The sequence below is a fragment of the Klebsiella sp. SWET4 genome (genome assembly GCF_024296565.1).
GTDB classification, from domain to species: Bacteria; Pseudomonadota; Gammaproteobacteria; order Enterobacterales; family Enterobacteriaceae; genus Klebsiella; species Klebsiella variicola.
In genome coordinates, this window is sequence record NZ_JANCOB010000011.1 from 61360 (window position 1) to 73178 (window position 11819).

General features: G+C 63.0%; 10 protein-coding genes. 3 read left to right on the top strand and 7 right to left on the bottom strand.

The features are described from left to right. Positions 1–11 precede the first annotated feature (11 nt). The 6 genes from NKJ21_RS21625 to codB form a co-directional block, all read right to left on the bottom strand. Complete coding sequence (locus NKJ21_RS21625) at positions 12–1370, bottom strand: MFS transporter (RefSeq protein ID WP_012968715.1); 1359 nt, start codon at positions 1368–1370, stop codon at positions 12–14. 110 nt (positions 1371–1480) lie between these two features. Further along, positions 1481–2290 carry an inositol monophosphatase gene (locus tag NKJ21_RS21630; protein WP_064160465.1) on the bottom strand — a complete coding sequence of 270 codons (810 nt, stop codon included), beginning with the start codon at positions 2288–2290 and terminating at the stop codon, positions 1481–1483. Positions 2291–2411: 121 nt separating this feature from the next. Then, entirely contained in the window at positions 2412–3362 is a 951-nt protein-coding gene (locus NKJ21_RS21635; protein ID WP_162494476.1) for a LacI family DNA-binding transcriptional regulator, read from the bottom strand. A 145-nt stretch (positions 3363–3507) separates the two neighbouring features. Next, on the bottom strand, positions 3508–4746 hold the full coding sequence (gene codA / locus NKJ21_RS21640) for a cytosine deaminase (protein ID WP_008805604.1): 1239 nt from the start codon (positions 4744–4746) through the stop codon (positions 3508–3510). Beyond that, positions 4743–5978, bottom strand: coding sequence for a PucR family transcriptional regulator ligand-binding domain-containing protein (locus tag NKJ21_RS21645; protein WP_012542475.1), 1236 nt, complete (start codon positions 5976–5978; stop codon positions 4743–4745). Before NKJ21_RS21645 ends, codA begins: the two co-directional genes overlap by 4 nt. Then, the gene (gene codB, locus NKJ21_RS21650) at positions 5975–7237 is read right to left on the bottom strand and encodes a cytosine permease (protein ID WP_047666085.1); all 1263 of its coding nucleotides are present in this window, start codon (positions 7235–7237) and stop codon (positions 5975–5977) included. The genes NKJ21_RS21645 and codB overlap by 4 nt, the downstream gene beginning before the upstream one ends. Before the next feature lie 451 nt (positions 7238–7688). Between codB and NKJ21_RS21655 the strand changes: the two genes are divergently transcribed. The 3 genes from NKJ21_RS21655 to NKJ21_RS21665 are packed head-to-tail and all read left to right on the top strand — an operon-like array spanning position 7689 to position 10831. Then, positions 7689–8297, top strand: coding sequence for a methylthioribulose 1-phosphate dehydratase (locus NKJ21_RS21655; protein WP_008805607.1), 609 nt, complete (start codon positions 7689–7691; stop codon positions 8295–8297). A 12-nt stretch (positions 8298–8309) separates the two neighbouring features. Continuing rightward, positions 8310–9806: an FGGY-family carbohydrate kinase gene (locus NKJ21_RS21660; protein WP_046882349.1), complete on the top strand. Its 1497-nt coding sequence runs from the start codon at positions 8310–8312 to the stop codon at positions 9804–9806. Further along, positions 9803–10831, top strand: coding sequence for a 2-hydroxyacid dehydrogenase (locus NKJ21_RS21665; RefSeq protein WP_012542472.1), 1029 nt, complete (start codon positions 9803–9805; stop codon positions 10829–10831). The genes NKJ21_RS21660 and NKJ21_RS21665 overlap by 4 nt, the downstream gene beginning before the upstream one ends. Positions 10832–10866: 35 nt before the next feature. On the opposite strand, the gene NKJ21_RS21670 is transcribed toward NKJ21_RS21665, so the two are convergent. Beyond that, a complete protein-coding gene (locus NKJ21_RS21670; RefSeq protein ID WP_008805609.1) occupies positions 10867–11808 on the bottom strand; it encodes a carbohydrate kinase family protein in 942 nt (313 codons plus the stop codon). Positions 11809–11819 lie beyond the last annotated feature (11 nt).

Consider the following 11819-nt stretch of genomic DNA (forward strand, 5'->3'; position numbering starts at 1 on the left):
TCGTTAATCGGTTATGAGGAGAACGAGGTCTGCCGTTCGACGGCATGGCGCCGGGCGACGATGGCGGCAGTGGTAAAACAGAGTAGCGCGGAACCCAGACCGGTACCCACCCAGAACAGCGCCAACGTGCTGAAATCATACAGCGTTTTGCCGTTCTCAAGGATAGCCGTTTTATCAATAATGATCCCGGTGAGAAACTCGCCCAGGCCGGCGCCGGCGTAGCTGGCGATGCCGATGGTGCCGAGCGCGGCCCCGGCGGCTTTGCGCGAGGAGATATCGACGGCGATCAGCCCGCCGAGGAAGCAGGTCAGGGCGCCAATGGTGGCCCCGAAGATAATCATCGCCAGAATATCAGTGTAATAATTGTGCGGCGACCAGAGCATCAGGGCGAAGCCGGCGGTGTTCAACAGGCTGATAAACCCGGCCATCACGCTGCGGTTGCGTGGGAAAAAGCGGTCGGAGAGCATGCCGGCGATGATGGTCCCGGCGATGCCGGCGATGGCGTTGACGCCGATAATCCCGGACGCCTCCAGCGTGGAATAAGCTTTATCCTGCTCGAGAAAGAAGATCCCCCACGAGTTGACGGCGTAGCGGTCGATGTACATAAAGGCGGAGGCGAGGGCGAGGGTCCACAGCGCCGGGTTGCGCAGCGCCAGCAGCTGGTTTTTAAACACTGAGCCGCGGGCTTCGGCCTCCTCCTGCGGTTCATCGCGGATGACGTTGATGGACGGGAAGCCACTGCTCTGCGGCGAATCGTGCATGAACAGCACCAGCAGCACCACCCCGGCGGCGCCGAGCGCAGCGGTGGACAGGTAGCCCATCTGCCAGCCAAATCCGGCGATCACTGCGGCGATCACCATATAGGTCACCGCCTCGCCGATATTATGCGCCGTCGACCAGATGCCATAGAAGGTGCCGCGCTCCTTAACGCCGTACCAGCGCGCCAGCGAGACCGCGCAGGGGCCGACGCCCATCGACTGCGCCCAGCCGTTGATCCCCCAGAAGATGGCCAGCAGCAGGGCGTTGGTGGTCATCCCCATCATCAGGTTCATCCCGGCGCTGAGCAATAAACCGAGGCTCATATAGCGCACCACGTTGGCGTGATCGGCGATAAAGCCGTTGACCAGCTTGCCGATGGCGTAGCTGAAGAACAGGGTGGAGCCGATCATGCCCAGCTCCGTCGGGGTGATCCCCAGCTCCACCAGCGCGCTTTTGGCGACGGTGAAGGATAACCGGCAGACGTAAAAGGTGACGTAGGCCAGGGTCATGGCGATAAAGGTTTGCCAGCGCACCCGGCGAAAACGCTGTTCATCAAACGCGGCGCCCGCTTTCGGCGGCGACGCCCGGAAAAAAGCGATAATTCCAGACATAGGTGGTTCTCCGCAGGTCGGAGGCCTGACTGATTGATGTGGTTCGTCCGTGAGTGAAGTTATCGTTACTGTGTAGAGTACATAATCAGAGATAGCCTGACCCGTAAGGGTTAATGTAAGGGTTGTGGGATCATCTTTTTCAGCTGCGGGTAGAGCGTCTGGCTGGCCAGCAGCAGCGGATTGCCGCGCTGGATCCCCTCCTGCGCCAGAAAATCGTTGCTGGCGCCGCCCGCTTCGCGCATCAGCACCAGCCCCGGCAGAGCGTCCCACGGGTTCATGTGCGGCTCGTAGTAGCCAATCAACCGGCCCGCCGCCGCCCAGGCGCTCATCAACGCCCCGGAACCGTTGCGGATAAACATGCCGCCGTCGCTGAGCAGCGCCTGCAGAAACGGCAGAAAGTCCGTCGGGGTGACGCGATGCGAGGTGCCGACGCCCATCACGCCCTCTTTGACCGTCGTCGCGGGGTGTGGACGGATCGGGGCGTCGTTGAGCCAGGCGCCATGGCCCCGCAGGGCGTGAAACAGCTCGCGATGGTTGGGGTCGTAGACCACGCCGATGACCGGTTCGCCGTCGGCGACGATCGCCAGCGACAGGCACCAGGTGTGCAGGCCGTTGAGGAAACAACTGGTGCCATCGATGGGGTCGACCACCCACAGCACTCGCGCGTCGGGCAGGCGGGTGCCGCTCTCTTCGCCGAGAAAGCCATCTTGCGGAAACGCGCTCTGAATGCGCTGTTTGACAAAGGCCTCCACCCGTTTGTCGGCCACGCTGACCACATCCTGCAGGTCATTGCCTTTATGGTCGACGGTCAGCGCCTCGCGCTGTTGATAGTATTCAAACGCCAGCTCAGCCCCCGCTTTCGCCAGCTCGCAGGCCAGACGGTAGCGGGCCTGTAGCGCTTCTGATTCCTGAGATTGCATAGTGACTCCCTATTTTGCACACGTGTGCATTTTGCGTGAAAAAAACAGCCCCGAAGGGCCGAATGAGTGTGGCCGGGTTTCGCAGAAGATTCTGTGATCGCTCCAGCATAAAATGATTTTTTCATTTCGCACTATGACGAATAATTAGTTTCACCGGCACTTCGCGATGGCGTGAGGGCAGGCTGAAGCGGGCGATCCGCGTCATCAACAGATCCACCGCGTGGTGCGCCAGCAGGGCGGTATTCTGCTGGACGGTGGTGAGCTGATAGGGCTGCCAGTCCGCCTGCGGGATATCGTCAAAACCGACGATGGCCGGCAGCGGGGCGGGGGCGTCCCGCAGGCCATCCAGGGCGCCCAACGCCAGCATATCGGTGGCGCAGAACAGCGCCTGCACTCCGGGGTTTTCAGCAACCAATTCTCTGGCGGCCTGGTAGCCGGCCTGATAGCCGCCGCCGTCGCAGAAGCGGCTGCTCACCGCCATACCCGACGTCCGGGCGATGAAAGCCTCATAGCGCTGGCGGGTGCTGAAGTTCTCGCGATTTTCGCCAATAAAGCCAACCTGCTGCCAGCCTCGACGACTGAACAGATCCGCCACCAGCTTCGCCCCCTGGGCATTATCGCTGCACACCCGGTCGCAGCCGGCGAGGTCCGCATGGCGGTTGATCAGGGTGACGGGGATCTTGCGCGCCAGATACTCTTCCGCCAGCGACAGCGGCGGCGCGCCGGAGGTGATGATCACCCCGGCGACGTGATAGCTCAGCAGTTGTTTAAGCGAGGGGGCGAGCTGCTGCGGATCGTCAGCGTTCATCAGCAGCGGCATAAAGCCATTGAGCGCCAGCTGATGGACCAGCGGCGCCAGCAGTTTGCTGCGAAACGGGTTGTCGAAACCGGCGGTGACGATGCCGATAAAATTACTGCTGCCAGTGATCATCGTCCGGGCGATGATATTCACCTGATAGCCCAGGGCTTCCGCGGCGCTCAGCACCTTCTGCCGGGTCTTCTCCGACACCGAGGCGCCGGGGGTGAAGGTGCGGGAGACCGCCGAGCGCGAGACGCCGGCCAGTCTGGCCACGTCCTCGGCCTTAATCCATTTTTTATCGCTCATCGTCGTTTCGCGCCGTCTGTTTTCCAGGAAGCCGACGCCCGGGCGGGCGTCGGTCACGCACACTGCCTGAAAAGGTATCACAGAAAGGCGCCGACGCGCAGCGCCTTGCGCCTTATGCCGGGTAGCGGATGTGCTCCACCTCACGCTGCAAAATCACCTTGCCGTGGCGAATGGAGGTCAGCACCCGTGCCTGACGACGGACGGCCTCGTAGTCGTTTTCCGCATCGAGGATCAGCAGGTTCGCCGGGCGGCCTTCGGCGAGGCCGTAGTTATCGCCCAGACACAGCGCCCGGGCGCTGTTGTCGGTGACGAAGTCGAGGCAGCGCTGCAGATCGTCATAGCCGAGCATATGGCAGATGTGCAGCCCGGCATCCAGAATGCGCAGGATATTGCCGTTCCCCAGCGGGTACCACGGATCCTGAATCGAGTCCTGGGCAAAGCAGACGTTGATGCCGGCGCGATCCAGCTCCGCCACCCGGGTGACGCCGCGCCGTTTCGGCCAGCTGTCAAACCGGCCCTGCAGATGAATGCTTTCGGTCGGGCAGGAGATAAAGTTGATGCCCGAGGCTTTCAGCAGGCGAAACAGCTTCGAGCAGTAGGCGTTATCGTAAGAGCCCATCGCGCAGGTGTGGCTGGCGGTGACCTGCGCCCCCATGCCGCGCACCCGCGCCTCCTCCGCCAGTACTTCAAGGAAACGCGATTGCGGATCGTCGATTTCATCGCAGTGGACATCCACCAGGCGGCCGTAACGCTGGGCGAGGTCCATCAAAAACATCACCGAGCTGACCCCTTTGTCGCGGGTGTTCTCATAGTGCGGAATGCCGCCCACCACGTCGGCGCCCATCTCGATGGCGCGGGTCATGAGTCCGCGGCCGTCGGGGTACGATTCGATTCCCTCCTGCGGGAAGGCGACAATCTGCAGATCGATAAGATCGGCGGCCTCTTGTTTCACCGCCAGCAGCGCCTTCAGGGCCGCCAGCGACGGATCGGTGACATCCACATGGGTCCGGACGTGCTGGACGCCGAAGTCGCGCAGCATGCCGATGGTTTTCAGCGCCCGCTGGCGGGTGTCCTCCGGGGTAATACTCGCTTTGCGCTGGCTCCAGCGGGTGATGCCTTCAAACAGGGTGCCGCTGCGGTTCCACTCCGGCTCGCCCGCGGTGAGGGTGGCGTCAAGATGGATATGCGGCTCGACGAAGGGCGGGATCGCCAGCCGGCCCTGGGCGTCGATATCCCCGGCGTCGGCACTCTGCATCGCGGCCTGGGCGGAGATGCGGTGAATCATCCCGTCCTGCAGGTCAAGGGTAAACAGCGCCTCCTGGCGGCGCAGGCGAGCGTTAATAATTTTCATGGTGGGTCCTGTAAATGGTTTTGCGATAAACGCCAGATCACCAGCGCGACCGAGGCGTTGAGATGAAACTGGGGGTGGCTGACCGGGTAGCCGGTCAGTTTTTCAATACGCTGGATGCGCTGATGCAATGTGTTGCGATGCAGGCCCAGCCGGTCGGCGGCCCGCACCACGTTGCCGTTCTCCTGCAGCAGCGTCTCGAGGGTCTCCAGCAGCAGCCATGGCGCTTTGCGGCCCGGCTCGATCAGGCAGCCCAGGGTGTCGTGCATAAAATCGTTGAGCAGCGCCGGGTCGCTGACCGCGGACAGCAATTTGATAAACCCCAACTGCTGATAGTCGCTGATACGCTGGGTCGGCCGCAGGGTATCGCACAGATCCAGCGCCTGGCGCGCCTGCGACAGCGCCCGCGGGTAACCCTGCAGCTGCCTGACCGGTGCGGAGAGGCCGCAGAGCAGCGACAAACCCTCCTCTCCGTCCGCCAGCGCCTGCAGCCACTGCTGCAGCCATTTTTTCTGCTGAAAGCCTTCCCCCTCCTCATCCGGCAGCAGGAAAAGAAACATATTGCTGCGCTCCAGCAGCGGGAAGGGGTTGCCCTGCTGGTTGAGCTGCTGCTGCAGCTGCTGACGCACGCTGCGGTGGGCCTGCAGCAGCCAGGCTTCGGCCTGCTCTGGCGGGAACTGGCGAAACAGGCGGGACAGCCCCTCCAGACGCAGCGCCGCCAGCCGCAGCGGACGGGTAAAATCGAGCTGCTGATGGAGGGCGCGCTGATGGAGCATCTGCAGATCCGGATAGTCGCCGGTGACCAGCTGCATCAGAATGTCGCGCTGTGACTGCAGGGCGTTTTCACTGCGGACCAGCGCGGTGCCGATGCGCTCGGTGACAATTACCATCTTCAGCAGGTAGGGCTGCTCAATCAGCGGAATGCCCAGCTCGTCGGCAAGGGCGATCAGCGTGGCGGGAATGGCGTGGATATAGGCCTCGCCGGTGAGGATCACCATCCCGGCGATGCCGCGCTGTTTTCCCTCCATCAGCAACTGGATCAGGTTGGCTTCATCACGGGGATGGTTGATGCCGGTAATAAAGACCAGCTCGCCGCCCATGATCCACTCGGCGATATGTTCATTTTCCGCCACGTAGTACCAGCGTACGGCCCGCTGCAGCCCTTGCTTTCCCGCCCGCAGACGCAGGGCGGAGAGTCCCTCAAGGGCCAGCAGTTCGCTGACCGTCAGGCTCATGGCTCCTGCTCCGCGACGGCGGCAGGCTGGCGTTTGCTTAGCAGGCACAGGACGATATAGACCAGCGCGGAGACGGTGATCCCCACCAGCGGCGCGATCCACGGTGACAGATAGGCCACCACCGCGCCGGCGGCGTAGGCGCCGAGTCCCAGCCAGTTAAAACGCGGCAGGCGGGCGTTCTGCAGCAGGGGATAGCGCCCGCCGCGGGCGAACCAGTAGTCGGCGAGGATCACCCCGCCAATGGGCGGAATAATACTGCCCAGCAGCACGAGGAACGGGATCAGCATTTCATACATACCGCCAATAGCGAGCACAATGCCCACCCCGGCGGCGGCGATGGTTAGCGTCCGGCGACGTTCGCTGCGCAGCAGATGGCAGGCGGCGGCGGAGACGTTATAGATGGTGGGCCCCTGAATGGTCAGCAGGTTGAGACACAGCATGATCACCGCGGCGACCGACAGCCCCTGCAGGATCAGAACTTCCACAATATCGGCCTGTTGATAAACGATGGCGCACCAGGCGCCGGCGACGATCATCAGCCCGTTGCCGATGAGGAAGCTGCCCATGCTGGCGAGAATGGCGGTCCGGCTGGAGTTAGCCAGCCGGGTCCAGTTCGTCGCCTGGGTGGCGCCGCTGGCGAAGGTCCCGAAGACCATGGTGATGGCCGCCGACCAGGTCATGGTGTCGCTCGGGGCAATATGGGTCATCGCCTGCCAGCCGCCGGCGTGGTGCAGCGCCAGATACATGGAGACCATCAGCAGCACAAACATCAATGGCACCGACAGGCGCGACAGCGCGTCCAGTCCCTTGTAGCCCACCAGCGCGGTGACGCAGAACAAAATACCAAACAGCACCATCAACGGCTGGGTCAGCGCCTCGGGCAGGGCGAGGATCTTCACCAGCGAGATAGCGACCGTGGCGGTCCCCCAGGCGTACCAGCCCAGCTCGGCAAAACCAAGAATAAAATCGGCCAGCTTGCTGCCAATCTCCCCGAAGCAGAAGCGGCCCATCAGCACCGTATTCAGGCCGCTGCGCGCGGCGATCCAGCCCAGCGACGCGGCATAGAGGGCCAGCAAGGCGTTGCCGATGACGGCTATCCACAGCAGATTGACGATGGAAAAGGAGACGCCGAGTTTACCGCCGGCGAACATCGTGCCGGTGAAAAAGGTAAAGCTGAACAACACCATGGCGATGGAAAATACGCCTTTGCGTCCGGCGGCGGGCGCTTCGACGAGGGGAAAATCATTGCTGTTTGACATCCTGGAACCTCTGGCTGGTAGATGGGCGGTGATAGCCGGAAGTAGCAAGAGATGTGCCAGGAAAAACCGGGCACGGGGAATATCACAGGATGTGCACAGTGCACAGTAATGATGGGGTAAAGACGATGAGATGCCATTTTAGTGGGCATCCTGCCATGTTTTGCACCAGTCCAGGGCAGAGGAGGGCGGCGAGCGCATCCCTGGCGCAGGAGGAGAATTTCAGCCAGGGCGATCCGCCAGTTTTTGGCCAGCGAGTAGTGGAGAATAGCGGTGTACTGAAAACGGTTGGTTAAATCACTGTGAATAAAGGTTATTTAATATGCATTTATGGTATAACCATTTGTCTTGTGTGTGTTTCCTGAAATATTGTCCCCTCCGGTTAGCGGTGTTAGTATCGGATAAATAGCCATTTAGACGGCTAAATAAATCATCGCTAACCTAAGGAACTGCTATGTGGCAAGAAAGACTCGCGCAACTGGTCACCACCTGTCATTGGATCGGCGCGAAAGGCTGGGCGCCGGCGACCGGCGGCAATATGTCGGTGCGTCAGGATGACACCTGGTGCTGGCTAAGCGAGTCGGGCCGCGACAAAGGCAGCCTGACGACCGAGGATTTTCTGCAGGTTGAGATCGCCACCAACCAGGCGCCTTCCGGACGGAAGCCGTCGGCCGAGACCGGCCTGCACACCCTGGTGTATCGCCTGTTCCCGGAAGCCAACGTGGTGCTGCATGTGCATACCGTCAACGCCACCGTGCTGTCGCGCATCGAAAAAAGCGACACGCTGGCGCTGCAGGGGTATGAAATGCAGAAAACCCTTAGCGGGCAGCACAGCCATCTCGATACTGTTCCGGTCGCCATCTTTGATAATGACCAGGATATTGACGCCCTGGCGGCGCGGATTGCCGATTATGCGCAAACGCGCCCGCTGCGCTACGGCTTTCTGCTGCGCGGCCACGGCCTGACCTGCTGGGGGAAAGATATTCAGGAGGCCCGCCGTCAACTGGAGGGGCTGGAGTTCCTGTTCGAGTGCGAGCTGATGCGCCGCCGCTACGAGCCCTGAGCCGGAGCAGGTATGGATTTTTATCTTGGGATCGATATCGGCACCTCGCGGGTGAAAGCGGTGCTGTTTGATCAGCATTTCACCGCCTGCGCCAGCGCCGCGGAAAACACTTTACCCCGCCTGTCAGCCAATGGCTACGCGGAACAGGATATGACCCAGCTGTGGCATTCGGTGCTGGCTATTCTGCGCCAGATTGCCCGCCACCCGGCGCTACAGGCGGGGCGGCTGCGGGCCATCGGCCTCGCCGGGCAAGGGGAGGGGGTCTGGCTCAGCGATGAGCAGGGCGAACCGGTGGGCCCGGGGATCCTGTGGAGCGATACCCGCAGCCACGAGCTGATGAGCGACCTGCTGCGCCGACCCGGCTTCGACCGCCGCTATTTCGCCGATACCGGCACCCACCTGCAGCCCTGCAATACCAGCCTGCAGCTGTACTGGCTGAAACACTATCAGCCGGCGCGGCTGGCGGCCGCGCGCTATCTGTTTTTCGCCAAGGACTGGATCCGCTTTCGCCTGACCGGCGTGGCGGCGCTGGAGTTGACGGACGCCAGCAGCTCGTTACTCAATCAGCAGACCGGCAGCTGGTCCTCGGTGGTGATGAATGAGATGGGGCTGAACGAACTGCTGCCGCTGTTTCCCCCGCTGCTGGCCCCGGATGCTCCGGCCGGCACGCTGAGCGATGCGGTGGCGGCGCTGACCGGGCTGCCCGCCGCGACGCCGGTGGCCGCCGGGGCGCTGGATGTCTGTAGCGCCGCGCTGGGCTGCGGCGCGGTCAACGAAGGGGATATCTACACGATCCTCGGCACTACCTGCTGCACCGGGATCGTCTGCCGCGGCCCGCAGACGGTGAACGAGGCGACGCGCTTTGTCACCCATACCGAAGCCGGGCAGGTGATCTCGCTGTTTCCGATGCAGGCCGGTACGCCAAACATTGACTGGCTGCAGCAGCATATTTCGCTGGACGCCGATCTGGATCGGCTGGAGCAGGCGATCGCGGAGGTGGAGCCAGGCAGCGGCGGCGTCTTCTGGCAGCCGTACCTCAATGGCGAACGTGCGCCGTTTTACAGCCCGGACGCGCGGGCCGGCTTTTTCGGCATTAGCCCGCACACCACCCGTGCCGAACTGCAGCGCGCGGTGTTTGAAGGCCTGGCCTTCGCCATTGTCGATGCGCTACAGGGTTATCCGCAGGGCGGCGAGCTGTATCTGACCGGCGGCGGCGCAGCCTCGGCGACCTGGCTGCAGATTATCGCCGACTGTACCGGGCGTACGGTGGTCTCCAGCGCATTTAACGAACTGAGCGCGCGCGGCGCGGCGATTCTGGCGGCCCGCAGCGTCGCGGCGCTGGCCGAGACGCCTCCGCTGGCGCAGACCCGCTATCAGCCGCGCCCTCAGGCGCATGCCCGCTACGCGGCGCTGTATCCCGTTTACCGCCTGCTGCGTGAGCAGATGCTGCCGGTATGGCAGGCCAGACAGGCCGCCCTTCAATCTTTTTCTCAGGACCGACAACCATGAAAATCGTTTTTACCGCCGAGCATGCTGGCGACCTTAGCGCCTTCCACCAGCTGGGCGAGCTGCTGGTGGAGGGATGGGCGCTGGGCAAACCGAAACTCAGCGCCGGTCAGCTGATTGAGCTGGCCCATGACGCCGAGGTGCTGGTGACCAGCTATGATGAGGTGACGGACGCGGTAATGGCCGCCTGTCCGCGCCTGCAGGTGATCGCCTGTACCCGCGCGAATCCGGTGAATATTGATACCCAGGCTGCGCAGGCGCGCGGCATCCGGGTGCTCTACACCCCGGGGCGCAATGCCGATGCCGCCGCGGAGCTGACGCTTGGCCTGATGCTCAGCCTGGCGCGCCATATTCCGCAATCCCATGCGGCGCTGAAGCGGGGGGAATTCACGCAGGCTGACAATGCCGCCGCCGCCACCCAGCAGGGTCTGCGGCGGGATGTGGTCTGGGACGTGAGCCCGGAAAGCCCCTATGAAGTGTTTAAAGGCAGTGAACTGCGCAATAAAACGCTGGGGCTGGTGGGGTATGGCAACATTGGCCGCCGGGTGGCGCGTATCGCCCGGGCGTTCGGCATGGCGGTGTTGGTGGTGGATCCGTTCGTCGCCGCAGAGGATATCAATGAGCCAGGGCTACAGAAAACGACCCTGGAGGCGCTGTTCCGCGAGGCGGATATCGTCAGCCTGCACCTGAGCAGCGGGCCGCACAGTGACGGGCTGGTGAATGCGGCGCTGTTAAACAGCATGAAGCCCGGCGCGCTGCTGATCAATACCTCTCGCGCGGCGGTGGTCGACGAGGCGGCACTAATTGATGCCCTGCGCCACGGCCCGCTGGGCGGCGCGGCGCTGGATGTCTATCACCGCGAACCGCTGTGGCGAGATCATCCTTTTGTCACCGAGTTCGATAACGTGATTATCACGCCGCATATCGCCGGAGCCACCCGGGAGAGTATCGCCAAACACACGGCGATGATTGCCGCCGATCTTCAGCGCTATGTCGCCGGGGAGCCGCTGCTGTACCAGTGGCGTTAAGCCGCTTGCGCCGCTGCGGCGGCGCGGGTCCATCGTCAGGGGCGATGGGCCGCCATAAAAGCCTGGGTCTGTTCCCAGTCCACTACCCCGGCATCCGATCCCATCCCGGTCGCCACCAGCGCGGCCACCGCCGAGGCGACGTCACACGCTGCTTTCACGCTGAGTCCGCGCGCCAGCGCGGCAATAAACCCGCCGCAGTAGCTGTCGCCGCAGCCGGTGGTATCCACTGCCTCGACCGGCCACGGCGCAATATGCTCCAGCGCGCCATCGCGACGGATAAGCCAGGAGCCGTTCTCGCCGTCTTTCAGAATGCAGGTGCCCACGCCGAGCGCCAGGAAGAAGCGGCCGATGGCCTCCGGCTGCGTCTCGCCGGAGAGAAAGGCGGCTTCCTCCAGCGAAGGCATGAAATAATCCACCGACGGCAACAGGGGCCGCAGTAGTTCGAGGGTGTCTTCATTCGGGGCGATAAGGTCAAAGCTGGTGGTGACTCCGCGCGCTTTAGCCGCCTGCAACAGCCGCGCGCTCTGTCCCTGGTCCATTGCCGCCAGCAGTCCGGTCCCGCCGTGATGCAGGAAACGACAGTCGAGGACGGCATCAAATTCCGTTTCACTGACGAACAGGGCGTCGGACGCGCCCCGGCAGTGCAGGGCCGGACGCTCGCCGTTGGGGCGAATCGGCAGGATCGTCGCCGAGGTCTCTTTCAGCGCGGTGCGCTGGATAAGCGAGCAGTCGATGCCCAGCCGGGCATAGCTGGCGAGGATAAAGTCGGCCTTTTCATCTTCACCCAGGCAGGCCACCGCTGCGGTGCGGATCCCCAGCTTCGCGGCGTTAATATTGGCCCCGGCGGCGGTGCCGGCGGGGTTGAGGCGAATTTGCTCAATAAAGGCGACGCCGCCGCGCGGCGGGATCGCCACCACCGGGCGCCCGGCGATATCCAGAATAGTCAGGCCGACAAACACGGCGTCAAAGGTTGCCATCGTTCTCCCGT

Excerpts from the sequence above, each read along its gene's own strand:
- NKJ21_RS21625 (WP_012968715.1), bottom strand. The coding sequence starts at position 1,370 with ATGTCTGGAATTATCGCTTTTTTCCGGGCGTCGCCGCCGAAAGCGGGC.
- NKJ21_RS21630 (WP_064160465.1), bottom strand. The coding sequence starts at position 2,290 with ATGCAATCTCAGGAATCAGAAGCGCTACAGGCCCGCTACCGTCTGGCC.
- codA (WP_008805604.1), bottom strand. The coding sequence starts at position 4,746 with ATGAAAATTATTAACGCTCGCCTGCGCCGCCAGGAGGCGCTGTTTACC.
- NKJ21_RS21645 (WP_012542475.1), bottom strand. The coding sequence starts at position 5,978 with ATGAGCCTGACGGTCAGCGAACTGCTGGCCCTTGAGGGACTCTCCGCC.
- codB (WP_047666085.1), bottom strand. The coding sequence starts at position 7,237 with ATGTCAAACAGCAATGATTTTCCCCTCGTCGAAGCGCCCGCCGCCGGA.
- NKJ21_RS21655 (WP_008805607.1), top strand. The coding sequence starts at position 7,689 with ATGTGGCAAGAAAGACTCGCGCAACTGGTCACCACCTGTCATTGGATC.
- NKJ21_RS21660 (WP_046882349.1), top strand. The coding sequence starts at position 8,310 with ATGGATTTTTATCTTGGGATCGATATCGGCACCTCGCGGGTGAAAGCG.
- NKJ21_RS21665 (WP_012542472.1), top strand. The coding sequence starts at position 9,803 with ATGAAAATCGTTTTTACCGCCGAGCATGCTGGCGACCTTAGCGCCTTC.
- NKJ21_RS21670 (WP_008805609.1), bottom strand. The coding sequence starts at position 11,808 with ATGGCAACCTTTGACGCCGTGTTTGTCGGCCTGACTATTCTGGATATC.